The sequence below is a fragment of the Luteibacter jiangsuensis genome, assembly GCF_030812295.1.
Taxonomy (GTDB): Bacteria; Pseudomonadota; Gammaproteobacteria; order Xanthomonadales; family Rhodanobacteraceae; genus Luteibacter; species Luteibacter jiangsuensis_A.
Genome location: NZ_JAUSSK010000003.1, coordinates 250,946 through 274,561 on the forward strand (window position 1 = coordinate 250,946; position 23,616 = coordinate 274,561).

Annotated in this window: 23 protein-coding genes; 13 read left to right on the forward strand and 10 right to left on the reverse strand. The window is 66.1% G+C overall.

Annotated features, from left to right (window positions below; translation table 11 throughout):
* Positions 1-56 precede the first annotated feature (56 nt).
* Both J2T07_RS11290 and J2T07_RS11295 read right to left on the reverse strand, forming a co-directional pair.
* Positions 57-1,940, reverse strand: a complete 1,884-nt coding sequence (locus tag J2T07_RS11290; protein WP_306850022.1) for a M61 family metallopeptidase — start codon at positions 1,938-1,940, stop codon at positions 57-59.
* Between the two features lie 86 nt (positions 1,941-2,026).
* The gene (locus J2T07_RS11295; protein ID WP_306850024.1) at positions 2,027-2,524 is read right to left on the reverse strand and encodes a universal stress protein; all 498 of its coding nucleotides are present in this window, start codon (positions 2,522-2,524) and stop codon (positions 2,027-2,029) included.
* 58 nt (positions 2,525-2,582) lie between these two features.
* On the opposite strand from J2T07_RS11295, the gene J2T07_RS11300 reads away from it, so the two are divergent.
* The 4 genes from J2T07_RS11300 to J2T07_RS11315 all read left to right on the forward strand — a co-directional run bounded on the left by J2T07_RS11300 (position 2,583) and on the right by J2T07_RS11315 (position 6,866).
* Positions 2,583-3,482: a universal stress protein gene (locus tag J2T07_RS11300; protein ID WP_306850026.1), complete on the forward strand. Its 900-nt coding sequence runs from the start codon at positions 2,583-2,585 to the stop codon at positions 3,480-3,482.
* Positions 3,483-3,617: 135 nt separating this feature from the next.
* Entirely contained in the window at positions 3,618-4,184 is a 567-nt protein-coding gene (locus J2T07_RS11305; RefSeq protein ID WP_306850028.1) for a GNAT family N-acetyltransferase, read from the forward strand.
* Positions 4,185-4,197: 13 nt separating this feature from the next.
* Positions 4,198-5,487, forward strand: coding sequence for a thymidine phosphorylase (locus J2T07_RS11310; protein ID WP_306850030.1), 1,290 nt, complete (start codon positions 4,198-4,200; stop codon positions 5,485-5,487).
* Positions 5,484-6,866, forward strand: a complete 1,383-nt coding sequence (locus J2T07_RS11315) for an MBL fold metallo-hydrolase RNA specificity domain-containing protein (protein ID WP_306850032.1) — start codon at positions 5,484-5,486, stop codon at positions 6,864-6,866. Before J2T07_RS11310 ends, J2T07_RS11315 begins: the two co-directional genes overlap by 4 nt.
* A gap of 3 nt (positions 6,867-6,869) precedes the next feature.
* On the opposite strand, the gene J2T07_RS11320 is transcribed toward J2T07_RS11315, so the two are convergent.
* From J2T07_RS11320 to J2T07_RS11335, 4 genes are all read right to left on the reverse strand, one after another.
* The gene (locus J2T07_RS11320; protein ID WP_306850034.1) at positions 6,870-7,541 is read right to left on the reverse strand and encodes a universal stress protein; all 672 of its coding nucleotides are present in this window, start codon (positions 7,539-7,541) and stop codon (positions 6,870-6,872) included.
* Positions 7,542-7,854: 313 nt separating this feature from the next.
* On the reverse strand, positions 7,855-8,310 hold the full coding sequence (locus J2T07_RS11325; RefSeq protein ID WP_306850036.1) for a universal stress protein: 456 nt from the start codon (positions 8,308-8,310) through the stop codon (positions 7,855-7,857).
* A 38-nt stretch (positions 8,311-8,348) separates the two neighbouring features.
* Positions 8,349-8,771, reverse strand: coding sequence for a universal stress protein (locus J2T07_RS11330; RefSeq protein WP_306850038.1), 423 nt, complete (start codon positions 8,769-8,771; stop codon positions 8,349-8,351).
* Positions 8,768-11,362 carry a cation-translocating P-type ATPase gene (locus tag J2T07_RS11335; RefSeq protein ID WP_306850040.1) on the reverse strand — a complete coding sequence of 865 codons (2,595 nt, stop codon included), beginning with the start codon at positions 11,360-11,362 and terminating at the stop codon, positions 8,768-8,770. Before J2T07_RS11335 ends, J2T07_RS11330 begins: the two co-directional genes overlap by 4 nt.
* Before the next feature lie 145 nt (positions 11,363-11,507).
* Between J2T07_RS11335 and J2T07_RS11340 the strand changes: the two genes are divergently transcribed.
* The gene (locus tag J2T07_RS11340) at positions 11,508-12,404 is read left to right on the forward strand and encodes a universal stress protein (RefSeq protein WP_306850042.1); all 897 of its coding nucleotides are present in this window, start codon (positions 11,508-11,510) and stop codon (positions 12,402-12,404) included.
* 9 nt (positions 12,405-12,413) lie between these two features.
* On the forward strand, positions 12,414-13,307 hold the full coding sequence (locus tag J2T07_RS11345; protein ID WP_306850043.1) for a universal stress protein: 894 nt from the start codon (positions 12,414-12,416) through the stop codon (positions 13,305-13,307).
* Here the strand turns inward: J2T07_RS11345 and J2T07_RS11350 are convergent.
* Complete coding sequence (locus tag J2T07_RS11350; RefSeq protein WP_306850045.1) at positions 13,267-13,638, reverse strand: universal stress protein; 372 nt, start codon at positions 13,636-13,638, stop codon at positions 13,267-13,269. The genes J2T07_RS11345 and J2T07_RS11350 overlap by 41 nt on opposite strands.
* Before the next feature lie 218 nt (positions 13,639-13,856).
* Here J2T07_RS11350 and J2T07_RS11355 point away from each other — a divergent pair, with 218 nt between their 5' ends.
* On the forward strand, positions 13,857-14,582 hold the full coding sequence (locus J2T07_RS11355; protein WP_306850047.1) for a Crp/Fnr family transcriptional regulator: 726 nt from the start codon (positions 13,857-13,859) through the stop codon (positions 14,580-14,582).
* Here the strand turns inward: J2T07_RS11355 and J2T07_RS11360 are convergent, their stop codons facing one another.
* Together J2T07_RS11360 and J2T07_RS11365 are read right to left on the reverse strand one after the other, a co-directional pair.
* Positions 14,583-16,586, reverse strand: a complete 2,004-nt coding sequence (locus J2T07_RS11360; protein ID WP_306850049.1) for a PAS domain S-box protein — start codon at positions 16,584-16,586, stop codon at positions 14,583-14,585. It lies immediately after the preceding gene.
* Positions 16,583-17,320: a response regulator gene (locus J2T07_RS11365; protein WP_306850051.1), complete on the reverse strand. Its 738-nt coding sequence runs from the start codon at positions 17,318-17,320 to the stop codon at positions 16,583-16,585. The genes J2T07_RS11360 and J2T07_RS11365 overlap by 4 nt, the downstream gene beginning before the upstream one ends.
* A 184-nt stretch (positions 17,321-17,504) precedes the next feature.
* Here J2T07_RS11365 and J2T07_RS11370 point away from each other — a divergent pair, with 184 nt between their 5' ends.
* Positions 17,505-18,542, forward strand: coding sequence for a zinc-dependent alcohol dehydrogenase family protein (locus tag J2T07_RS11370; protein ID WP_306850053.1), 1,038 nt, complete (start codon positions 17,505-17,507; stop codon positions 18,540-18,542).
* Positions 18,543-18,605: 63 nt separating this feature from the next.
* Positions 18,606-19,049: a DUF4442 domain-containing protein gene (locus J2T07_RS11375; RefSeq protein WP_306850055.1), complete on the forward strand. Its 444-nt coding sequence runs from the start codon at positions 18,606-18,608 to the stop codon at positions 19,047-19,049.
* On the opposite strand, the gene trxA is transcribed toward J2T07_RS11375, so the two are convergent.
* Positions 19,050-19,922 (reverse strand): thioredoxin, encoded by an 873-nt coding sequence (gene trxA / locus J2T07_RS11380; RefSeq protein ID WP_306850057.1) that lies wholly within the window; start codon positions 19,920-19,922, stop codon positions 19,050-19,052.
* A 170-nt stretch (positions 19,923-20,092) separates the two neighbouring features.
* On the opposite strand from trxA, the gene J2T07_RS11385 reads away from it, so the two are divergent.
* From J2T07_RS11385 to J2T07_RS11400, 4 genes are read left to right on the forward strand one after another with little or no spacing between them, the layout of a single operon-like run.
* Positions 20,093-20,704 carry a paraquat-inducible protein A gene (locus tag J2T07_RS11385; protein ID WP_306850059.1) on the forward strand — a complete coding sequence of 204 codons (612 nt, stop codon included), beginning with the start codon at positions 20,093-20,095 and terminating at the stop codon, positions 20,702-20,704.
* A complete protein-coding gene (locus tag J2T07_RS11390) occupies positions 20,701-21,321 on the forward strand; it encodes a paraquat-inducible protein A (RefSeq protein ID WP_306850061.1) in 621 nt (206 codons plus the stop codon). The genes J2T07_RS11385 and J2T07_RS11390 overlap by 4 nt, the downstream gene beginning before the upstream one ends.
* Positions 21,318-22,997: an intermembrane transport protein PqiB gene (locus J2T07_RS11395; RefSeq protein ID WP_306850063.1), complete on the forward strand. Its 1,680-nt coding sequence runs from the start codon at positions 21,318-21,320 to the stop codon at positions 22,995-22,997. The genes J2T07_RS11390 and J2T07_RS11395 overlap by 4 nt, the downstream gene beginning before the upstream one ends.
* Positions 22,994-23,587 (forward strand): PqiC family protein, encoded by a 594-nt coding sequence (locus J2T07_RS11400; protein ID WP_306850065.1) that lies wholly within the window; start codon positions 22,994-22,996, stop codon positions 23,585-23,587. The genes J2T07_RS11395 and J2T07_RS11400 overlap by 4 nt, the downstream gene beginning before the upstream one ends.
* Positions 23,588-23,616: the final 29 nt, after the last annotated feature.

The window sequence follows — 23,616 nt, forward strand, 5'->3', positions numbered from 1 at the left end:
CAAGGGTGCGGCAAGCATCCATCGCCGCTGAAGCGGCTCCCACCATGTTCTCTCGTCTACTTCTTCGGCGAGGCGATCGCTCCGATGAGGTCCTTGCCTTCGCCACGCACCAGGTGCGGATATTTCAGGCCGCCGTGGTAGTCGACGCCGACAGTGCGGTAGTCGTCTATATCCTTGATCAGGAACTGGATGGGCGCGGTGCCCGATTTGGCTTCGGCCACGGCGTCCTTCAGTACCTGTGCCGAGTAATCCTTGCCGTTCACCGCGACCAGCGTGACACCGGGAACGATGCCCGCCTTCGCGGCGACACCATCCCACTGCGAATCCGTCACCACGCCCTTGTCCGACACCTGGATGCCCAGTGAATAGGCGAGGTTGACCGTCTTGCGGAGTTTCTCCGCCGTCTTCGCGAATGCCGTGGGCTTGTCGTCGTACACCAGCTTCCAGCCGCCTCCCTCGATGCCATGCTCGGGCAGTGTGTCGCCCGTGTAGTCCAGGCGTTGGCGCAGGAAGCTCGCCCAATCGTAGGGCTGGATACCGTTGAGGGTGGCGACCACGTCGTCGAAGGTATAGGTCTTGGGAACGTAGCTGCCGTTGTCCATGCCGTAGAAGGCGCGGGCGAACTCGTCCAGCGTGTGTTTTCCACCGGAGAGGTCGCGGATCTTCGTATCGACGTCGAGCCAGAGCATCTGGCCTTCCGGGTAATAGTCGGAGCCGCGGCGCAGGTTGCCCCAGCCCTGGCTGCCACCGCGCGACGACAAGGGAATACCGTCCGCCGTGTCCTGCAAGGAGCGCCACGAGCGGCCTGTGCGTGCCGACATGTCGGCGGCGATCGCGGCCAGCGAATCGCGCCACTGGTCGGTGGTCCAGATACCCGAGCGTGCGGTGAGCACGCCGGCCCAATAGTCGGTGAGCCCTTCGTAGACCCAGAGCAGGTCGTCCTGCATCGGTTCGGTGAAGGTCGGTGTCCACAGGTCGGCGGGGCGGCGGAACTTGCCGTTCCACGAATGGATGTACTCGTGTGGCAGGAGGGTGCCCGCCGCCACGTTCACGTCGGGATCGGTGAGGAAGTTCGCGTAGAGGCGATCGTCGCTGGACTGGTGATGTTCCAGGCCGAAATGATTCGTGTGATCCGAGGTCACCAACAGGAAATCGTAGTGCGCGTAATGGTGCGCGCCGAAGAGCTTGTTCGCCTGCACCACGAGGGCACGCTGCTTCGCGATCTGTTCTTCGGTGGCCTTGACGCCGGCGGCCGTATCGCCGGTGATATTGAGGTGGACCTGGGTGGCCTGGCCAGGCGCGAGGTCGATGCGGGTGAAGTGCTTGCCCGTCATCAGCGGCGAGTCCACGAGGTTCTCGAAACTCACCGGCTTGAAACTCACCTCATCACCGGATTGAGACGCGGTTTCCAGCGCCGAGGCGAACTTCCATCCCTGGGGAAGTTTCACGCTGGGCTCGACCGTGATTCGGCTGGTGTAGTGCCCGGCGGGATAGAAGGCCACTTCGTTGAACGAGAGTGGTACGTAGTTCGGCGTGGCGGGAGCGAGGTATTCGAAGGCGAGTTCGAGCTTGTCCACGCCGGCGGGTACATCCACATGGAAGGCGTACATCTCCTTCAGGTCGCGGCGCCAGGGGATGCGCTTGCCGTTCGCCGTGATGATGAAGCCCGCCACGTTGGAGAGCGGGCCGGAGGGTCCATGCACGCCGGGGATCCACTTCGGGTAGTAGAGGATGGCGTGGCCCGCGCTGACCGGGATGGTCTCGCGTACGTGGTAGAGGTGCCTCGACGCGTCGGAGAGATCGACATGCAGCGTCAGGTTGCCGGGGTAGGGCTGGTCGGCTGCCACGGGTAGGTCCGCTGCGATGGCCTGGGACATGGAAAAGGCCATCGCGGAAGCGACGGCGGCGGCGAGGGTGGCGCGGCGGAGCGATTGGCGCATGGCTCGGATCCCCTGGCGGATGTATCGACCGATGGTCGGGGCCGGAGGACAGGGCGACCTGTGCCATAGGTCATGGCCGGGGAGTATCAGGGCATCACCAGGACCGGGGCACTGCTGTCCAGGATCACCTTGCGGGCAATCGCCCTGGACGCCCACGCGTCCTGCTGATGGCCTTGCAGCACGATGAGATCGCACCGGTGCCGCGCCGCCTGGTCGAGGATGGCCATGTCGTGGCGGCTGTCCACGACGATCGTGGTGGAAGCGGCGATGCCGTGACGCTGGGCGGCCGCGGCGGCTTCGTCGAGCGCCTCGCCCGCGCGTGCGGCCCAGCGGTCGCGGCATGTACCGCCCAAGGCGTCCGCCGCCCGCTCCACCGCCGGCAGAGGGGACATCACGTAGAGCACCCTGACCTGGCTGCCCAGCGCGACGGCCAGCGCCATGCACTGATCCGTCGCCCGCTCCGCCCCATCCGCGCTGTCGATCACCAGAAGAATGGTCTTGATCATTTTTTCCTCCACCGGCTGCCGTAACCCATGAAGGCGAGCGTGCACCGCCGCATCCCGCGCCAGCTTGATATGCGTCAAGCCTCGGTGTCCCGATCGGCGATAGAACGGCTATTACGCCAACCTAGACGAGGTCGCCATGTCTTCTCCCCCCGTTCTCAAACCCGTTCACAACCAGACCGGCCATGACGAACCGGTCTATCGCGACATCGCCGTCGTCCTGACGCAAACACCCGGCGAGGACACATCGCTGAATGTCGCTGCTTCGCTGGCGCGTCGTTTTGGCGGAGAGCTCGAGGTTCTGCAGGTGCTGGCCATGCCCGCTCCGGTGACGGACGCATGGGCGCTCATGCCCGACCCCGACCTCATGGAGCGTTATGCCCGGATACGGGAAGCGGCGGCGAAACGGACTATCGACCTGGACAGCCGGATGAAGTCGCTCGGCGTCACGGGCCGCGTGCATGTGCTGGAAGCCTTGTTCGACACCCCGCCGGATGTCGCCGCGGCCGGCGCGCGCCGTACCGACCTGGCGGTGATATCGAGGCCTGACAATGCCCCCGCCGATGCCGCGCTGGTTCATCGTTATTTCGCTGGACTATTGCTCGAATCCGGGCGGCCGGTGCTGGTCGTGCCAGCCACGTGTGATGTCTCGCTTCCGCCCCGGCACGCGGTGGTGGCGTGGTCGGAAACGCGGGAGTGCGCGCGAGCGGTGCATGACGCCCTGCCGTTGCTCGAAGCGGCCGAGGCCGTCGACATCGTCATGGTCGACCCGGTACCGACAGGGTTCGAGGGCGCCGACGCATTCGGAGCGAGCCTGGCGGCCCACCTGTCACGCCACGGCGTGGCGACGCGGATCGTCACCGACAAGTCGCGCGGGCGGCCCGTGAGCCGGATCATCCTCGACCGCGCCAGCAGGGCACGCGCGCAGCTGATCGTCGCCGGCGGTTATGGCCATAGCCGCATGCGTGAGTGGGCACTCGGCGGCACCACGCGGGAACTGTTCCTCGAGTCGGCCATTCCCGTCCTGTTCGCACATTGACGAGCCACGGATGACCGGGGGCACATGGCCGGGTCGTTCTCGACCGCGCCGCTTGATAACGGTCAAGTCGTGCCGCCGGCAGCTCGTCTATACCTATACCGAAGCTTCACACATCCCGCCATGCCGGAGTCCGTCATGTCCAGCAAGACAGCTACACCTTCAGCCAGTCATCCTGGCTTTCCGCCGATCGAGGGCGATCACTGGATCGAGTCGCTCGGAGACGGCACGCGTGTTCTGATCCGCCCCCTGCGGCCTGACGACAAGGAGCGCGAGCAGGCATTCATCCGGCGCCTTTCCCCGGAGTCCCGCCGTTGGCGGTTCCTGGGAGAGATGCGCGAAGCCTCGCCAGCCTTGCTCGCTGGCCTGATGGACGTCGACTACGTGAACACGATGGCCTTCGTGGCACTGGCGCACGACAACGGTGAACTGCGAGAAGTCGGCATCAGCCGCTATAGCGCAACCGATGACCGCGCCCGCTGCGAATGCGCGGTCACGGTCGCCGACGACTGGCGTCATCGAGGCCTGGCAGTCACGCTCATGCGTCACCTCATCGAGGTTGCCCGGCGGAATGGGTTCAAGACCATGTTCTCGCTCGACCTGGCCGAGAACGACGAGATGCGCCAACTCGCCCATTTCCTCGGTTTTACGAGGGCGCCCGATCCTTCCGATCAAACCCTTGTCGTGCACACGCTCAAGCTTTGAGGGTGCCGTGTCGATGCATGCCGGTAGCACCCAGAGCGCCTCCATCATTGCAGTGCGTCCAGCCTCGCTGGCATCGGTGCGCGCCAAGATGTATGGACGGCCACTTACCGAAGAGCAGATCGGGGGTATCGTGAGCGACCTGGCCGCCGGCCATTACACCGACGTGGAAACGGCCGCATTTCTGGTGGCCACCGCGCATCGCAACCTGTCGATGCGCGAAGTCGTTGCGCTGACCCGGGCATTGGCGGCCACCGGCAGAACCCTGAGCTGGCCGGGACGCCATCCCGTCGACAAGCACTGCGTCGGCGGGCTGCCGGGTAATCGCACGACCCCGATCATCGTCGCGATTGCGGCGTCCCTCGGTGTCACCATGCCCAAGACCTCGTCGCGTGCGATCACGTCAGCGGCGGGAACGGCGGACGTCATGGCGACCATGGCGCCGGTGGACCTGGACGAGGCGAAGGTGCGGCAGGTTGTCGAACGCACGAATGGCTGTGTCATATGGGGCGGAGCCATCGGCATGGCCCCAGCGGATGACAGGCTGGTGCGCATCGAGCGTCAACTCGATATCAACATGCCGGTGCATATCGTCGCGTCGGTCCTGGCGAAAAAAATGGCTTCCGGCGCGTCAAGCGTGCTGGTGGACATCCCGGTCGGGCCAAGCGCGAAGTTGCGTACGCGTGAAGATGCCGAAGTGATGGCGGAGATGTTCTATTGCGTGGCCAACGAACTGGGCATGGCGATTCGCGCGGTATTCACCGATGGAACGCAGCCGATCGGCAGGGGCATCGGTCCCGCGCTCGAGGCGCGCGACGTACTGGCGGTGCTCCGCCGTGCGCCCGATGCACCGGTGGCACTGCGCGAGCGGGCCATTCGCCTGGCGGCATCTGTACTTGTCTTGTCAGATCCCGGAATGACCGAGCTCGGCGCGCGCCGGCTCGCTGCCGAGGCCTTGGCCAGCGGTCGCGCGGGTGCGAGGTTCGAAGCGATCTGCGAAGCCCAGGGCGGCATGCGCGAGCCCCCCGTCGCTCGTCATACACGCACCCTTCTGGCGAAGGAGAACGGGACGGTGACGGCGATGAAATGCCGTGAACTGGCGCGGTTGGCAAAGCTTGCCGGCGCTCCCGATATACCCGAAGCGGGTGTGTTCCTGCTGGTGGGTGTTGGGGATCGTGTGCATCGGGGGCAGCCGCTGCTCGAGGTGCACGCCACGAGCGAGGCGATGCTCGACCATGCAGTGGCGTACGCATCGTCCAGGGACGACCTGCTTTCCATCGATTGTCGCCAGGATGCCGCCGCATGATCGTTTATTCATGTCACGGCGCCGCGCGGGAAGTGACGGGTTCCTGTCATGTCGTGGAATGCGGCGATAGCAGGATACTCGTCGATTGCGGGCTTTTTCAGGGCGGGCATGGCGCATTCGACGCCAACACGCGCGGATTCGCTTTCGACCCGCGCTCGATCGATGTCGTGCTCCTCACCCATGCCCACCTGGATCACTGTGGCAGGCTGCCCAAGCTCGTGCGCGACGGATTTGCCGGTTCTGTCGTGTCCACGGCAGCGACGCGCGATCTCGCCCGCGTGGTGCTCCTGGATGCCGCGTCCCTCCAGGAAGACGAGGCCAGGCGCGCGCGGTCGCGGGGCGATCGCGATGCCATGCCGATCTCGAGCCTGGATGATGCGTTTCGTGCCCTCGACGCGTTCGACCGGGTCGCTGCATACGATGAGGCATTCGAAGCCGCTCCCGGCATTCGCGCCACTTTCCTCGATGCCGGGCATATTCTCGGATCGGCCTTCCTGCTGCTGGAACTGGACGACGGCACGAACCGCCGGCGCATGTTGTTCTCCGGTGACCTGGGGCACCATGGGTCCGGGATGCTACGGGACCCCTTACCGGCGCCTCCCGCCGACTTCGTCGTCATGGAGACCACGTACGGCAATCGTCCACACCGGTCGTTCGAAGCTACCCGGAAGGAATTCCTCGACGCGGTGGGGGACACGCTCAAGGCACGTGGCAATGTCATCATCCCGACCTTCGCGCTGGAACGCGCCCAGGAAGTGCTCTATTGCCTGCATGGTGGCTTGCGCGAAGGGAAGATCGCTCCGGGAACCCAGGTCTTTCTCGATTCGCCGATGGCGATATCCGCAACCGCGATCTTTCGCCGCCACCCCGAATGCTTCAGCGAAGGGTTCCGGGAAGCCTTGCGGCATGAGGACCCCTTCGCGATGCCCCACGTGCACTTTACCCATAGCGTGGAGGAGTCGATGGCCATCAATGCGATCGAAGGAGGGGCCATCATCCTCGCCGGTTCGGGAATGTGCACCGGTGGACGTGTCCGCCATCACCTGAGGCATAACCTGGGTCGCTCCCGTGCCGGGGTGGTCCTGGTCGGTTACGCGGCCGAAGGCACCTTGGCCAGGGACATCGTGGATGGCAAGAAGGTCGTGCGCATCGGCAGGCACGAGGTTCCCGTGAGGGCACGGGTCTGGACCATCAATGGGTTTTCCGCCCACGCGGGTCAACCCGAGCTGCTAGCCTGGCTGGGCGAGGAACCTCGCCGGCAGGTATTCCTGGTGCATGGCGAGCCGGACGGTGGGATGGCGGCCATGCGCGATATCCTGCAGGCACGGGGCGTTTCCGTGGCGTGTCCCGCGTTCGGAGTGCCATGCCGCCTGGCGTAGCCGTCAATGGCAAAGCAGCGTGGCGATCGTTCCGTGGGTCAGCACGTGGCGCGTCGCTCCGCCGAGCAGGTGCTCGCGCAACGGCGTGTGTCCATAGGCACCCATCACGAGAAGTTCGGCCTTGAACCGGCGTGCCCGGTCGAGGATAGCCGCTCCGGCGGAGGACGGCGTCGCATGCAACCGCTTGTGAGTGATCTCGACACCGTGACGAGCCAGGAAAGCCATCGGATCGAATCTCGGCACGCCATCAGTGACGGCGTGAGGTTCGGTGCCGTCCAGGACACATACCCGTTGTGCCGCCACCACCAGCGGCAGTGCCGCACGGATGGCCCGCGTCGATGGCGCACTGCCATCCCATGTGAGCATCACGTTGTCGAAGACACCACATGGTGCGCAAATCTCCGGAAGCACGAGGCAGGGCAGGCCGGTTCCGAGCAGCAGGTGGTTCAGGCCGTCGAGCGGATTCGCATCCAGATCGGCGGGGCGCTGGACGACGACCAGATCGTGCCAGGTACTGAGCGATGCGAGTCGTCCGGCGGCATCGTTCTCGATGACAGCCCACTGTGGATCGTGGACCCCCGCGGTCCGGGCGAGATGCATGAACTGGTCGCCATCGCCCCCGGACGCGAGGTCGTCGCGGCGCCGCGCAGCGGGCGGCTGGTCGAGGAGAGCCATGACAGTCGGCTCGCTGGGAACCGCATGCCCCAGGAAAGCCGCTGACATGGAGCATCCGGTCACCGACCCGTTGGTACGCGCCGCAAGGCGGCTGCTTACGTAAGAGGCGGCGTCGCGGGGTGAACCGACGATAGCCAGCACATCGCCCACGGCGCGAAGGGAGGTTTGCATCATGGGCGTGGAGCGGTCTGGGTTGGAAGCGGTCGTCACCATGGGAACCCTCGTGTTTGCGCACCGATGATGCGTTATAGCGCGACTGCGCGTTCTGCCGGTTGATGCAGGTCAAGCCTCCGGAAGCGCCCGGAAGGAGTGGCTAGCCCGCAGCATGCGACGCATGGCATACGAGCACGGGAAGATGTGTCGTCAGCAGGATCTTCTGTGTCTCGCTGCCGAGAAGGAGCCGTTGGAGCCCACGCCGGCCATGTGAACCCACCACGATGAGATCGCATCCCCTTTCCTTGGCGACACCCTCGATCACATGATGAACGGGCTCGCCGATCTCGCACACCGTGGTGCAAGGTATGCCTGCCTCCTTGGCAACCTGCTCCACCTCGAGCAGATAACGCGCGGCAAGCGTGCGCGCGTTATCCAGATACACCGCCTCGCTCGTCGGCAGCATCATTTCGCCATAGGTGGTGGCGCGGAAGGGTTCGATCACGTGCACGGCGGTAAGCGTCGCGCCACAGGTCTTCGCAAGATCCACGGCCATGCGCGTTGCGAGCGCGGCCACGGCCGAGCCATCGGTGGCGATGAGAAGGTGCTTGAACATGATGATTTCTCCATTTCACGAGGGTGGTCGGGTCGCTTTCAGCGGACCACGAGCACGGGAATTTTCGAATGCGACAGTACTTTCAGGACCACGGATCCCAGGAATACGCTGCCCACGGCACCCCGCCCGTGCGAGCCCATCGCCACGAGGTCGAAGCGCCCCTTCGCCGCCAGCCTCACGATCTCTTCGGCCGCATCGCCGACAAGCATCCGTTCGTCGTGGATGTGCCCGGCGCTGGCAAGCAGGCGGCGCACGGGCCGCATCGCCATCGTCCCGTTGTGTGCATGGAACTGGGTCACGGCGACGGGATCGAGATAGCCGCTGATGTGCGCGTTCAGCGGCGCGTCCACATGGACCAGGGTGATGTCCGGAGGCGTGCTGGCCTCCGACCAGCGGCGTAGCAGGAAACGCGCGGCACGCGTGCTGTGCGCACTGCCGTCGACAGGTATCAGGATCTTCATGATTCGCTCTCCTCACGATAAGGGTGTGGCGCCGGCTTCCGATCCTGTCCCGTGCGGGCAGGGGCGTATCGGTGGATCAGGTAATTCACGAACCGCAGCCAAAGCAGAGCCCCGGCAGCACATGAAACAGGCACGGCGAGGGTGAGCAGGGAGGGGCCCGCAAATCCGAGGATGTGCCGTAACGGGGGGATGAGTGCCACGCCGGCGGCGACAGACAGCGCGACGAAGACCAGCACCGACGCCAGGGGTGTCCGCTTCGCCGGCGCCGCCGTGTCGGCCCCACCGGCCAGGACGAGCACGACGGTCGTTGCCAGCAGACCCAGGAACGCGGCCAGCCGCGCCGAGGGGGCCGGTACGCCGGCGGAAAGCATCAATCCGTAGGCTGCGACCAGCAATGCACCCATGCCCGCTCCTTCGAGCAGGCCGGTGCCGACATTGCGGCTGGCGAAGGGCGATTCGTCCGATCGCCGGGGCGGGCGGCGCATGATGTCCCTCGCGGCCGGCGTCGCCTCGAAGACGATGGAACAGGCCGGATCGATGATCATCTCGACCAGGGCGATCTGAACTGGCAGCAGCAGTGGGGACCATTGCATGACCGCGGGCACGATCGCGAGCATCACGATGGGAACGTGGGCGGCGGAGATGAAGCGCATCGAACGATGCACGTTATCGTAGACGCGGCGACCGAGCCGGATGGCGCTCACCAACGCGGCGAAACGGTCGCTCAGCAGGACGAGGTCGGCGGCTTCCCTCGCCACGTCACTGCCGCGGCGTCCCATGGCGACACCCACGTCCGCCGCTCTCAGGGCCGGTGCGTCGTTGACACCATCGCCGGTCATGCCCACGACATGCCCTGCCTGCCGGAACGCCGCGACGAGGCGCAGTTTCTGCGATGGCTGCACGCGCGCGCAAACCTCGGTCTCGCGCAGGCGGATGGCCAGTGTTTCATCGTCGAGACGGTCGATCTCCGCTCCTGTAAGCAGGTGATCGCTGCGCAGGCCGGCTTGTACGGCGATCGCCGCGGCCGTGGCCGGGTGGTCGCCTGTCAACATCACCACCCGGATACCCGCCCCCCGGCATTCGGCCATCGCGGCCGGGACGTCGCAACGGAGCGGATCGGCCAACGCCACCAGGCCGACGTAACGATGACGGATCGACTGCACCGCTTCCGGCGCGACATCGCCCTGCACAGCCGCCTGCGCCACGGCAAGGACGCGAAGGCCGCGCGCCGCCATCGCCGCCGCCTCGGCCAGGGTACGGCTGAGCGTCTCCTGGTCCAGCCCGCATAGATCGACGATGGCTTCGGGCGCGCCTTTGGTCGCCATGGTCCATGTACCCGCAGCCGTGCCCGCGAACACCCGCGAAACGAAGGGCCTTCCCGGGGCCACCGGGTATTCGTGCCATGCGACGGGTTCGTCCCCCACGGCACGATCGTGCAGGTGGGTGCGCGTGAAGGTGAGGATGGCCCGGTCGGTCGGGTCGAGGGAACCACGCGGGCATGCATCCGCGGCGACGCTCATCAGGGATCGCATCGCCTCCCCGAGGGGCTCGGTGGCCATGCGGACTCCTCCGGATACGTCGGCGAGCGCGGTGACGGCCATCTCGTTGCGGGTGAGCGTACCGGTCTTGTCTACCGCGAGGAGGGAGATCGTTCCCATGGTTTCGACGGCAGCGAGCCGGCGCGTGAGCACCTCGTGCCTGGCGATGCGCCGGGCACCGAGTGCGTAAAACACGGCAAGCACCACCGGTACTTCCTCCGGGAGGATGGCCATCGCCAGGGCAATGGCTGCCAGCGCGGCATCGAGGGGGGCCATTCCGGCCCATGACCAGCTGACCAGCCACAGGAGCATGGCCAAGGCGATGGCGATCGTCGCGAAGATCCTGACGATGCGTCCCGCCGCCTTCTGCAAGGCGGACGGCAACGAGCTGGCCTCCGCGATCGATTTGCCGATGGATCCCAACGCGGTGCGTTCGCCCGTCGCGGTGACGCGGATCCGCGCATGCCCCCCCACCACAAGCGTGCCTGCATGCACCAGGATCTCCGCACCGCCGGATATGCGTTCGACGGGGACCGATTCACCGGTGAGAAGCGACTCGTCCACGAGGACCGTACCGTCGATCAAGTCGCCGTCCGCCGCGACCCGGTCGCCTTCACGCAGCATGAGGGTATCGCCCATCACGACCTCGGTGGCGGGGATGCGCCTTTCCTTGCCTGAGCGGAGTACGTGGGCGAGGGGTGCCGCCAGTTCGCGGAGTGCCGCCAGCGCTCCTTGCGCCCGGACCTCCTGCGTCACCGTGATGGCGATGACGATCAGGACGGATGCTCCCAGGAATGCCGCTTCACCGCCGTCGCCGAGTATGGCGTAGATGGCGGTGGCGACGATCAACATGAGGAACATCGGTTCCGTCACGATGTCGCGAAGCAATCGGACCCAGTGGTGCCGGCGTCCGGTCGACCATGTGTTGGCCCCATCGCGTTCCAGGCGCCGGCGCGCCTCGTCCTCTTCCAGGCCGCCGATCTCGCACGGCGGATCGCCGGATCGCCCTGGGAGTGGCGGCATCGTCGTCATGCCAGCGACTAGGAGATCCATGAGGAGATCCATCGTGAGGGGAACATCCGCGGCAGGTGTCGGATACATGGTGGTGCCGGACGCGGAGCGCGCCTTGACCTGCGTCAATCCAGCGACGGGTAGGCGGCCGTATAACGAAGGCCAATCACATCGCCAAGAGGTCGCCATGTCCGTTTCAATCCATGCCAGCGCCACCGGCTCGTCACGGGTGGCCTCACACATGCCGTACGCGGATATCGCCGTGGCCATGACCGGCGCGCCCGGCGACGCCGCCGCCCTGGATGCCGCCGCGACGCTGGCCCGTGCCTACGGCAGTCGTCTCGATGTGTTGCAGTTGCTGGTGATGCCCGCGCCCATCATCGATGCATGGGGCCTGATACCGGATGCCGGCTTCGGCGAGGTGTACGCGGACATGCGCGAGGCGGGACGAAAGAGCGTCGAGATGTTGCGGTCGCGACTCGCCGAACTTGCCGTGCCCGGTGACGCTCGCTTGCTGGAAGCGCTGTGCGTGGAGCCATCCAGCCTTGCGGCCATGGCCGTACGGCGCAATGACCTCGTCGTGATGGCAACGCCATACCGGGAGCCGCTCGACACATCGGTCGTGCATGCCTATTTCGCCGGCGTGTTGCTCGAATCCGGGCGGCCGGTGCTATTGGTGCCCTCTGGCAAGGCGTATCCGTTGCCGCCGCGACGCGTCCTGGTGGCGTGGTCGGATACGCCGGAGGCGGCGCGTGCCCTGCACGACGCCATGCCTTTCCTGCGCACCGCCGACAGCGTCGAGATCGTTACGGCATCTTCCACCGAGGCAGGTGGCGATGACGATACCGGCAACGCATCGTTGGTCGAGCATCTCGCCCACCACGGCGTGAAGGTGGTCAGCGCCACGATCAACCCCGGGCGCCGTTCTACCGGCATGGCGCTGATCGACCATGCAACGCGCATCCATGCCGACCTCATCGTGGCAGGCGGCTATGGGCATGGGCGCTTCCGCGAGTGGGCGTTGGGCGGTACGACCCGGGACCTGTTCCTGGAAACGGCGGTGCCCGTGTTGTTCTCTCACTGAGGGCGCGCGATGGCCACGCCCGTATCCGTCTCATCTCCCGCCCCCCTGGTCTCTGCCGTCGATGGTTTTGGTGGCGTCGTTGCCTTGTTGACGATGGAGCCGCATGACGGCTCCGTCATAGAGGCCACCGTGGCCATGGCCGGGGAGGGATGGCCGTGGCGGGCATGGCTCCCGCTCGCCATGCCAGCGAGGGTGGAATGTCCCTGGGGTGTGCCGCCGGCGCAAGCCTTGGCCCTCGATCACCTCGCCCGGCGGCAGGATGCATTGGCGCATCTGGCCATGATGCGGCGCACCGCCGCGAGGCTGGGCCAGACGTTGTCCTGCGCGGCGGTGGAATTCCCGGAACGCGCCCTCGCCAAGAGCATCGTCGCGCGCGTCCGCGCCGCAGGGCTGGTCGTGCTTGGTGCGCCTCCCGAACGGGCCATGGTGGCCGGCCCTCGGTGGTTTGACCAAGTCGTGTCCATGTCAGGCAGGCCGGTGCTCGTCGTACCGCGCTGCGCCCGGATAGCTGGGCCACCGCGACGGATACTGATCGCGTGGCACGACCGGCCGGAGGCGTGCCGGGCGCTCCACGATGCGCTTCCCTGGCTACGTGCGGCCGCCGCCGTACGCATCGTGATCGCGGTGGGTTACGGTGCGTCACGGGCGCAGAGACAGGCCGTAGCCGGTACGGAGCGGCTGCGTGCCCATCTCGCCCACCATGGAGTTTCCACGGAGGTCGCCTGCGTCGATTCACAGATGCGCCCGCCGGAGGACATCCTCCTCGAGGAGGCTTACAGCATGGCTGCCGACCTGATCGTCGCCGGCGCGTCCGGCAGGCATCGCACGCTTGCGTTCGCATTCGGCGGAACGACCCTGAGCCTCATACGTCGCAGCCGGCTTCCCTTGCTGCTGGCTTCGTGATCGGGGGCGGGGGGAGCACCAGCAGGTCGCAGTCCTGCGTCGCCATGGCCTCTGCTATCACACTGTCGGCATCGCTTCCGAATCCGTAACGGCAGGTGCAGCCAATTCGCAGCGAGGCGGCGATCCTTCGTGCGCGGGCGAACAGGCGTTCACCCGCCGCGATGGCGTCGCGGGACGAACCCTGCGACGCCGGCCCACCCGAGGGTGACACGTCGACGACGAACAGGATCGTGACCGGAATGCCGGTGCACCAGGCCAGGCGCAGTCCCGCGCATACGGCGCGGAACGACCGCGGGTGGCTTCCGGTGGCAACGAGAAGGTGATGAAACACGACGGCTTCCGCAGTGAGGGCGACATCATCTGACGTGAATTCAGGGCCCGGCGTGTTGATGGGCGTCAAGCGCGGCGTCCGCTGGTGGAGCGGCCGGGCCATGGTGCGGGCTGCTGTTACATACCGTTACACGTGGATACGCGCCTGACACCGGGGAATGAGTGAGCGCGGCTAGGCTGCGAAGCGTGGCATGGCTCCACCACCTGGGAGGAAAGGACATGATCGCGAACGTCAGCCAGAGTACGTCGACCCATCCGTCATGGACGAGCCAGGCGGTGCAGCCACCCTCGTTGAGCGCCATCGACCTGGAGGCGCTGCGGCGGGAGTTGCCGGTGACACGCCGCAAGCATGCGGCGGGCCAGTACCTGTACAGATCGGGTCAGCCGTTCCGCGCCATCCATCTGGTCCACGTCGGTTCCTACAAGATATGCGACACGTCGACCGACGGCCGCGAAAAGGTGACCGCCTTCAAGATGCGTGGTGAACTGGCGGGCGTGGAGTCGATCGGTCTCGATGCCTATGCGTGCGATGTGATCGCGTTGGAGGACAGCGAAGCCTGGGATCTGCCGTACCCGGCGGTCATGAAGGCCGCGGTACGCATCCCCGAACTCCAGGAGCAGATCCACACGGCGCTGGCGGCGGAAATCCGTTGCGACCGTACATGGATGTTGCTGCTGGGCACGCTGGCGGCCGAACCGCGGGTGGCCGCTTTCCTGATCGACATCGCCGCGCGCCACGCCCGGCTGGGCTACAGCGCGAAGCACTTCATCCTGCGCATGAGCCGGCTGGACATGGCCAGTTTCCTTGCGCTCAAGCACGAAACCGTCAGCCGCGCGCTAAGCCATCTTGCCGATCTGCGCTTTATCGAGGTGCAACGTCGCGAAGTACGCGTCCTGGACGTCGATGGGCTGCGTGCGATGGCCTGCTGCGCCCAGGCCGCGTGATCAGCCGCCATCGATCACGTGACGCAGCGACGTCGCGAGCTGCTCCCGGCGATAGGGCTTGCGCAGCAGTTCGAGCTCTCCCATGCGGCGGCGGTCATCCTCGGGCGCGCCATATTCGTAACCCGAAGTCATCAGTACCTTGAGGCCCGGCCGCTCGCGCTGAAATTCGTTCACCAGATCCAGGCCCGTCACGGTACCGCCCAATACCACGTCCGTGAACACGACATCGATCTCGGGATGGTCGTCGAAGGCGGTGCGTGCCGCCTTGGCGGTGCCGGCTTCTATCACGGTATACCCGAGACGGCGGAGAAAGAACGCCGCCACCCGGCGCACTTCATCTTCGTCCTCCACCACGAGTACGGTCTCGTCACCTTCGACGATATCCGCCGCGGGGGCGACGGCGGCACGGTACTCGACCGACGGCAGATACAGTTCCACCCGCGTGCCCGATCCGGGTTCGCTATGGATGGACAGCTTGCCGCTGGATTGCTTGACGAACCCGTAGACCATGCTCAGGCCGAGTCCGCTGCCCTTGCCCCCCGTTTTCGTGGTGAAAAACGGCTCGACCGCCCGCGAGAGCACGTCCGGTAGCATGCCCACGCCTGAATCGACGACGGTGAAGACGACGTAAGGGCCTGGCAGCAGGTCGCCGCCATCCATGGTCTGCTCATGCAGTCGTGCATTGATGCTGATCTTGCCACCGCGTGGCATCGCATCGCGCGCGTTGAGCGCGAGGTTCACCAGCGCGGCTTCCAGTTCGCCCGGGTCCGCGAAAACGGCGGGCAGTCCCAAGGGGCAGTCGGCGACGACGCGGATGCGTTCGCCAAGGGTCCGGGCAAGCATCTCGCTGAGGTCGGCCAGCAGCAGTTCGGTGCGTACCTGTTGCGGATTCAGTCGCTGACGCCGTGAAAAGCTCAACAGCTTGCGGGTGAGCGTCGAGCCACGCTCCACGGCGCGCGACGCACTGGCGATGGTTTCGCGGGCGGAGGAATCGGCCTCGAGGTCCCACTCGAGCAATTGCAGGTTGCCCGAGACGATGGTCAGCAGGTTGTTGAAGTCATGGGCGATGCCGCCGGTCAATTGGCCGAGGGCGTCCAGCCGTTGCGCATGGGCCAGTTGTTCTTCGCTGCGGCCGCGCTGGATCGACGCGGACAGCACATTGGCCACGGACTGGAGGAAATGCTGACGATCCCGGTCGAACGTCTCGGTTTGGGGAATCACGACGGCGAGATATCCGGCCGGGGCCTCGCGGTCGGGTAACAGGGCCAATACCGCATCGAGAGCTGGACGGGTCGCTGCGTTCGCGCCCAGCGGGGTCCGGGTCACCAGTCCACCATCCAGGTCGTCGCGGGGCGGGGGATCGCCGGCTTGCGACCCGCGCAGGCCGGTCAACAGGATTCGCATGGGATCGTCGACGCCGACGGCGGCGGCTATCCGGAGGCCGCCACCATGCGGGTCGACCAGCAGCACGGCGACGGTCGGTACGGACAACGTTTCGGCGATGAGGGCGGGAATCTCCGTCATGGCCGCGTCGTGGGTTGCCGCCAGCAGGATGCGCCGGCTGATATCGGCGACGCGGGTGTCATAGCGAGCCCGTGCAAGGGCCTGCCGGGCTCGCTGCGTTTCGGAGATGTCTCGGATGGATGCCGCGAACAAGGGTTTTCCGCCGACCTGCGCCGGACTCAAACCGATCTCCACGGGAAAGACCGTGCCGTCCGCCCGCACACCCGTGAGTTCGTAACCCGCGCCCATGGGGCGTACGCGGGGGTTGTCCATGTACTGCGTACGGTGCGCCACATGGACCTCGCGCAGCGTCGCGGGAAGAAGATCCTCGATGGGCCGTCCGTGGAGTGCGTGGGTCGGGTAACCGAACAGCCGATCGGCCTGGGGGTTTGTCAGCATGATCGTACCGAGCCGGTCGACGACGATCATGGCGTCCGGTGCCATGTCGAAAAGGACGCGGAACAGCCCGCTGTCATCGAACGAGGCGCTGGGCCGTGTCATGGCCGGGTGACCGATGGGGTAAAGACGTAACCGGCACCTCGCACGGACTTGATCAGCGCGGGGCGTGACGGATCGGGCTCGATCTTCCGACGGAGACGGCCCACCTGGACGTCGATGGCACGATCGAAGGGGCCGGCATCGCGACCATAGAGGCGCGTCATCAACTGGTCGCGGGATAGCACCCGATGGGCATTCTCGGCCAGGATGCACAGCAGCGTGAATTCGCCGGTGGTCAGTTCGACGGGACTGCCGTCAGGCGAGCACAGGGTGCGTGACCGCGTGTCCAGGGTGAATCCCCCGAAGGCATAGTCCGTGCTGACGCATGGTGTCTCGGATGCGGCGGTGGCGGATTGGCGTGTCCTGCGCAACACGCTGCGCACCCGCGCGAGCAGTTCACGGAGGTCGAACGGTTTCGTCACATAGTCGTCCGCACCGAGTTCGAGCCCAACGATGCGGTCGACCGAATCGCCACGGCCCGTCACGATCACGACCGGTCCTTTCCAGGTTTCCCGAAGATAGCGCGTGATGGAAAAGCCATCTTCCCCTGGGAGGCCCAGGTCGAGCATGACCAGGTCGATGCGTGCTTCGGTGAGGCGCCGGCGCATCTGCTCGCCATCGGCCGCGGTGACCACCTCGAACCCCTGGCCGCCGAAATAGCGGGCGAGCATGGTTGCGACTTCCGTCTCGTCGTCGACGATCAGTAGCCGGTGCTCGGGCCGCTCGTTCGAAGCCATCGCGGCGGTATCCTCTTCGATGAGACGGTACGCGGGAGAACCCCCGGAGTTCGTCGATGTCGCCGATCCATTAGAAGCGATGGGGATGCCGTTCGCAAGGCGGCGCCCCAGATGATGCAGGTCAACCTGCCCGATGACCGCCAGGCGCATGCTGGCGATCACGACGACGAGGACGAGGCGGTCGATGGCTGCGATGACAACCGATGGCGACGGCGCGGCGACATCGGGTCGCCAGGGCAAGCGGGCCATGGTGCTGGAAGCGGTGGGAACCCCCCTGCGGCTGGCGTGGCTCGACCCTTCCGCACCGGGTCCGGGGGACATCGAAGTACGCGTGGAGGCGTGTGGCGTTTGCCGTACCGACCTTCACGTGGTGGATGGCGAGTTGCCCGAAGTGCGGCCGCCCGTGATACCCGGGCACGAGGTCGTCGGCAGGGTCGTGGCGCTGGGTGCGGGGGTCGACGCTTTCCATATCGGTGACCGGGTCGGCATTCCGTGGCTGGGCGGCACCTGCCAGGTTTGCGAATTCTGTCGCGAGGGCAGGGAGAACCTGTGCGACGCGCCGGAATTCACGGGATACACACGTCCGGGTGGTTTCGCCAGCCACGTCGTGGCCCACGCGGCCTACTGCATACCGTTGCCGACGGATCGGGACGCGGTGGCCCTGGCGCCGTTGCTATGCGCGGGCCTGATCGGTTGGCGATCCTTGCGCCGTGCGGGCAGTGGGCGATGCCTCGGGTTATACGGTTTCGGTGCGGCCGCTCATCTCGTTGCCCAGATGGCGCTTGCGGAAGGACGCACGGTTTATGCCTTCACCCGCGAGGGAGACGTGGCCGCACAGGATTTCGCACGATCCCTCGGCGTGTCATGGGCGGGCTCGTCGCTCGGCGGCGCTCCCACTCCGCTGGATGCGGCGATCATCTTCGCGCCCGACGGCGACTTGGTGGTTCGTGCCCTGCGGCAGGTGAAAAAAGGCGGCAGGGTGGTGTGCGCAGGCATCCACATGTCCGATATCCCCGCGTTTCCCTATCGCTGGCTTTGGGAAGAACGCGAGATCGTCTCCGTCGCCAACCTCACTCGTGACGACGCGACGTCGTTCTTCGGATCCCCCCTTAGCGCCGACTTGCGGGCCACCACCCGTACCTACAAGCTCGAAGAAGCGAACCATGCATTGGACGACCTGCGTTCCGGACGTCTCAGTGGAGCGGCTGTCCTCGTGCCTTGAATCGCCGCTATCGTTTGAAACGGGGGTCTTGCGCGGAGGGTGGTGGCCGATAGCATGGGCGCCATGAACGCACCCACCTTGCGGCGCATCCTCAACGCCTGGCCACCTTTCCTGTTCACCGGAATCCGGGTGGTGCGGATGGACGATTACCGGTACGCGAAGGTGCGCCTGAAACTCACCTGGTACAACCGCAACTACGTGCGCACGCAGTTCGGCGGCAACCTTTTTTCCATGACCGACCCGTTCTGGATGATCATGGTGCTCAAGAGCCTCGGCAACGACTACATCGTATGGGACCAGGCAGGAGAGATCCGTTTCGTCGCGCCAGGTCGCGAGGATGTCTATGCGGAGTTCCGCGTCGAGGAATCCTTGCTCGACGAGCTGCGCGCCGCCACGGCGAACGGTGAAAAATGCCTTCGCTGGTTCGAGACCGATGTCCGCACGGCATCGGGCGAGCTCGTGGCCACGGTGCGCAAGCAACTCTACGTGCGGCGCAAGCGCCGCTGATCAGAACAGCAGCGACGCCATCTTGCGGCGATACGCGCCCACCAGCTCCGGATCGTCGATCGTCGCGAACGCCGCTAGCAGGCGCTTCTTCGCCTGTCCTTCATTCCAGTCGCGCTGGCGCTTGAGCACATCGATGAACTGGTCGAGGCCCGCCGGTGCGTCGCCTTCGATCAGCAGGCGCACACCAAGCAGGTCGCGTGCCTCCCAGTCGGAATCGTTAGCCTGCACGCGGGCCTGGAGCTCTGACAGCGACGGGGCGCCGGCCAGTGCGCGGGCCAGTTCCAGCTGGCTGCGCAGGCGTACCGCGCGGGCGTCGGTCGCGAGGTTGGCGGGCAGGGCGTCGAGTTCGGCCTGGGCCGGCTCGACCTGGCCGGCGCGCATCAGCGCCAGGGCGAGGTCGAGCTTCAGTTCGGCGCGATCCGGTTCGGCGGCGATGGCCTGCTGGAGGCGGTTGATGGCCTCCTCGGCGGTTTCAGCCGGTGCCGGCGCGATGTCTTCGTCGTTGGCCGTATCCGCCGGTTGCACGCCGTGACGGGTGAGGAACTCTCGGATCTGGCCCTCCGGCAGTGCGCCGGCGAAGCCATCGACCACCTGGCCACCGCTGATCAGGACCACGGTGGGGATGCTGCGGACGCCGAACATGGCGGCCAGCTGCTGTTCGGCATCCACGTCGATCTTGGCCAGGCGGAAGGCGCCGTTGTACTCGGCGGCCAGCTTTTCCAGGATCGGGCCGAGCGACTTGCAGGGGCCGCACCATTCGGCCCAGAGATCGACCAGGACGGGGGTTTCGAGCGACGCCTTGATGACGTCGTTCTCGAAACCGGCCGTGGTCGCGTCGAAGACATGTTCATTGCGGGTCTGGGCGCTGCTCACGGAAGGCTCCTGGGACAAGGTGTCGATGCCCGGTAAGTCGGGGAAGGGGGGGAGCATATCAAGCCCCCGGGGCCTTTTAGGACTACTCCTATCCGTCCCCTCATGCGCCGTTTACGCGGATTTGCGATCATACGGCGCGGGCCGGTGCGGCCTCGAACCGCCGGGAAGGCATGCATAACGCCCAGGAACTGATCGTCTGCGAACACTGTGACTCCGTCTACCGGAGGCGTACGCTCGCGCGTGGCGAAGTCGCCGATTGCGTCGTTTGCGGCGCCGTGCTGGAACGGCACCAGTGGCTCGGCGTGGACGCGCAGTTCGCCCTGATCGTCGCTGCGTTCATCGTCTTCGTCATCGCCAACGTCTCGCCCATCGTCACCCTCGGCCTGTCCGGGATGACCGCGGCCACCACCCTGTGGGGCGCGGTCATCGCCATGTGGAACGATGGTGCCCAGGTCGTGGCCTTCCTCAGCGCGATGACCCTGTTCTTCTTTCCACTCAGCCAGATCCTGATCTTCGGCTGGGTGCTCTGGTTCGCCCGCGACGGACGCCGGGCACCCGGTTTCGCCCAGGCCATGTCGGCCCTGGTCAGGGTCAAGCCATGGAGCATGATCGAGGTGTTCATGCTGGGCACGCTCGTCGCGGTGGTGAAGGCGCACACCTATTTCGACGTGGTACCGGGGCCGGGCATCTGGGCGTTCGGCTTCCTTACGTTGCTGGTCACGTTGTTTTCCAGCCACGATCCGCGCCAGCTCTGGGATATCACGCGGGAGGCGAGGGCATGAATGCGCCGCCGCGGGCCAGCGAGCTGGGCATGATGTCCTGCCATGTGTGCCGGCTGGTCACGGCATACGTGGACGATCCGCACGCGCACTGCCCACGCTGCGGCAATGCGCTTCACGTGCGCAAGCGCGGCAGTATCGGCCGCGCCTGGGCCTTGCTCGCGGCGGCGGCGATCTTCTACATCCCGGCGAACCTGTTCCCGATCATGCGCACGCAGAGCCTTTCGTCGAAAGACGACAACACGATCCTCAGCGGGATCGTGGAACTGTGGCGCGCGGGCTCGCCCGGTCTCGCGGTCATCGTCTTCACGGCGAGCATCGTCGTGCCGATGCTGAAATTCATCATCATGGGTTACCTGCTGGTTTCCGTGCAGCGTTCCAGCGGGTTCGTGGCGAAGCAGCGGACGCGGTTGTACCGCTTCGTGGAACTGGTCGGCTATTGGTCGATGCTCGACGTATTCGTCGTGGCGATCCTGTCGGCCCTGGTCCATTTCAAGATCCTCAGCCGCGTCGAGCCCTTGCCCGGCGTGGTCTATTTCGGCGTGGTCGTCGTACTGACGATGCTATCGGCCATGAGCTTCGATCCCCGCCTGATCTGGGACAACAGGAAATCGCAATGAGCGACACCAACGTAGGAAACACACCTCCGCCGGAGGATCTGCCGCAACCGGTCGTACGCCGGTCGAAGCTGGGCTTCTCGCTGATCTGGCTGGTGCCGATCGTGGCCGCGCTCGTCGGCATCTCGCTGCTGGTCAACCACTACACGTCCGCGGGACCCCGGATCACCGTGACCTTCCTCACCGCCGAAGGCATCGAGGCGGGCAAGACCCAGGTCAAGTACAAGAACGTGGTGATCGGCAAGGTCACCACGATGCGCCTCTCGCGCGACCGCACGCACATCACGGTCATGCTCGACCTGGACAAGGATGCCAAAGCCTTCGCCACCAAGGGCACCCGTTACTGGGTGGTGCGCCCGCGCATCGGTGCCAGCGGCGTATCCGGTATCGATACCTTGCTCTCGGGCGCCTTCATCGGCGCGGACGCCGGCGATTCGGACGAGGAACAAAGCGACTTCACGGGCCTGGAAATACCGCCGGCGGTGACCCACGGCGCGCCCGGCCGGCGCTTCGTGCTGCATTCCTCGGACCTGGGTTCGCTGGATATCGGTTCGCCGGTGTACTACCGGCGCATCCAGGTCGGCCGGATCGTCTCGTACGAGTTGGACAAGGATGGCAAGGGGGTCTCGTTGCAGCTCTTCATCGACGGGCCCAACGATCGCTTCGTGGGAAAGGACACGCGCTTCTGGAACGCCAGCGGCGTCGACGTATCGCTCGGTGCCGACGGCCTGAAGATGAACACGCAGTCGCTGGCCACGGTGATCGCCGGCGGCGTCGCCTTCCAGGATCCGCCGGGGCCGCACGACGAAGCCCCCGCGCCGGAAATGGCGGAATACACCCTCTTCAACGACCAGACCACGGCACTGGCACCACCGGACGGCAAGCCTCGTTACATCCGCATGCGTTTCGAACACTCGCTGCGTGGGCTGACCGTCGACGCGCCCGTCGAGTTGCTCGGTGTCAAAGTCGGCCGCGTGGTCTCGGTGAACCTCGATTACGATCCGAAGACGCAGACCTTCCCGGTCATCGTGGGCGCGCTGGTCTACCCGCAGCGCCTGGGCCAGGCCAACGAGAAGCTGGCCAAGGCGGTCGGTGGCGACGAGGACAGCCTGTTCCCCCGGATCATGGGCGGACTGGTCGCGCACGGGCTGCGCGCGCAGGCGCGCGCCGGCAACCTGCTCACCGGCCAGCTCTACATCGCTCTGGATTTCGACCCGAAGGCGCCCAAGGTGGCTTTCGACGAAAAGGCCAAACCGGTGGAGGTGCCGACGACCCCGGGCGATTTCGACCACTTGCAGGAACAGCTTTCCAGCATCGTCGACAAGGTCGAGAAGATTCCGTTCGATTCGATCGGCAAGAACCTCGATGGCAGCCTGAAGGAGCTCCAGGGCACCCTGAAGCAGGTCAACGGCGATCTCCTGCCCGAAGCGAAGAAGACCTTGCAAGGCGTGAACAGGACGGTGGGCACGGCCAACGACGCCTTGTCCGAGAATTCGCCCTTGCAGCAGAACATCGCCAACACGCTGGAGGAACTGCAGCGCACCGTGCGTTCGGTCCGTGCTTTCACCGATTACCTGGGGCGGCATCCGGAAGCGCTGCTGCGCGGCCGCGGCGCCGACGCGCCGCCGCAGATACGTACCCCGTCGTCCCCGAAGCAGGGCAAGGAAGAACAGCCATGATGCATACCCTCCGCCTCGCCGGCAGCGCCATCCTGCTCGGGACGCTGGCCGCCTGCGCCTCGGCGCCGACCCACTTCCATACCCTGGTTCCACCCTCGGTGCCGGGGGCGGCGGCATCCGCGGCCTTCGTCATCGATGTGCAGCCGGTGAGCGTGCCGCCCCAGGTCGACCAGCCTGCGCTGGTATTGCGACAGGGCTCCAGTGGCATCGCCGTTCTCGACGGCGAACGTTGGGCCTCGCCGCTGGGCGACGAGATCCGCGGCGCGCTATCGGCCGACCTGACGGCGCGGCTGGGGACCCACGACGTCCATGGGCTGCCAAGGGCGAAGGACAGCAAGGTCGTCGGCGTGCGGCTCGACGTCCGCCGGTTCGATTCGGAAGTCGGCGGCAAAGCCACGCTGGAAGCCTCCTGGTCGGTGCGTGGCGTCGAGGGCGTCGCCGCGAACTGCGCGTCGCGCGTCGCCGAGCCTGCCGGCTCGACGTACGACAGCCTGGTCGAGGCCCACCAGCGAGCCCTTGGCAAGGTGGCCGACCAGGTCGCCGCGGCCGTACGCGCCGTGGCCGCCGGCCAGAACCCTCCCTGCCAGTAGCCGGGGGAGCCCGATGTGTCTGTGAGAAC

Bases quoted from the DNA above. Each gene is read 5' to 3' on its own strand.
- J2T07_RS11290 (WP_306850022.1), bottom strand. From the start codon at position 1,940: ATGCGCCAATCGCTCCGCCGCGCCACCCTCGCCGCCGCCGTCGCTTCC.
- J2T07_RS11300 (WP_306850026.1), top strand. From the start codon at position 2,583: ATGTCTTCTCCCCCCGTTCTCAAACCCGTTCACAACCAGACCGGCCAT.
- J2T07_RS11305 (WP_306850028.1), top strand. From the start codon at position 3,618: ATGTCCAGCAAGACAGCTACACCTTCAGCCAGTCATCCTGGCTTTCCG.
- J2T07_RS11310 (WP_306850030.1), top strand. From the start codon at position 4,198: ATGCATGCCGGTAGCACCCAGAGCGCCTCCATCATTGCAGTGCGTCCA.
- J2T07_RS11315 (WP_306850032.1), top strand. From the start codon at position 5,484: ATGATCGTTTATTCATGTCACGGCGCCGCGCGGGAAGTGACGGGTTCC.
- J2T07_RS11320 (WP_306850034.1), bottom strand. From the start codon at position 7,541: ATGGCTCTCCTCGACCAGCCGCCCGCTGCGCGGCGCCGCGACGACCTC.
- J2T07_RS11325 (WP_306850036.1), bottom strand. From the start codon at position 8,310: ATGTTCAAGCACCTTCTCATCGCCACCGATGGCTCGGCCGTGGCCGCG.
- J2T07_RS11330 (WP_306850038.1), bottom strand. From the start codon at position 8,771: ATGAAGATCCTGATACCTGTCGACGGCAGTGCGCACAGCACGCGTGCC.
- J2T07_RS11335 (WP_306850040.1), bottom strand. From the start codon at position 11,362: ATGGATCTCCTAGTCGCTGGCATGACGACGATGCCGCCACTCCCAGGG.
- J2T07_RS11340 (WP_306850042.1), top strand. From the start codon at position 11,508: ATGTCCGTTTCAATCCATGCCAGCGCCACCGGCTCGTCACGGGTGGCC.
- J2T07_RS11345 (WP_306850043.1), top strand. From the start codon at position 12,414: ATGGCCACGCCCGTATCCGTCTCATCTCCCGCCCCCCTGGTCTCTGCC.
- J2T07_RS11355 (WP_306850047.1), top strand. From the start codon at position 13,857: ATGATCGCGAACGTCAGCCAGAGTACGTCGACCCATCCGTCATGGACG.
- J2T07_RS11360 (WP_306850049.1), bottom strand. From the start codon at position 16,586: ATGACACGGCCCAGCGCCTCGTTCGATGACAGCGGGCTGTTCCGCGTC.
- J2T07_RS11365 (WP_306850051.1), bottom strand. From the start codon at position 17,320: ATGGCTTCGAACGAGCGGCCCGAGCACCGGCTACTGATCGTCGACGAC.
- J2T07_RS11370 (WP_306850053.1), top strand. From the start codon at position 17,505: ATGGCTGCGATGACAACCGATGGCGACGGCGCGGCGACATCGGGTCGC.
- J2T07_RS11375 (WP_306850055.1), top strand. From the start codon at position 18,606: ATGAACGCACCCACCTTGCGGCGCATCCTCAACGCCTGGCCACCTTTC.
- J2T07_RS11385 (WP_306850059.1), top strand. From the start codon at position 20,093: ATGCATAACGCCCAGGAACTGATCGTCTGCGAACACTGTGACTCCGTC.
- J2T07_RS11390 (WP_306850061.1), top strand. From the start codon at position 20,701: ATGAATGCGCCGCCGCGGGCCAGCGAGCTGGGCATGATGTCCTGCCAT.
- J2T07_RS11395 (WP_306850063.1), top strand. From the start codon at position 21,318: ATGAGCGACACCAACGTAGGAAACACACCTCCGCCGGAGGATCTGCCG.
- J2T07_RS11400 (WP_306850065.1), top strand. From the start codon at position 22,994: ATGATGCATACCCTCCGCCTCGCCGGCAGCGCCATCCTGCTCGGGACG.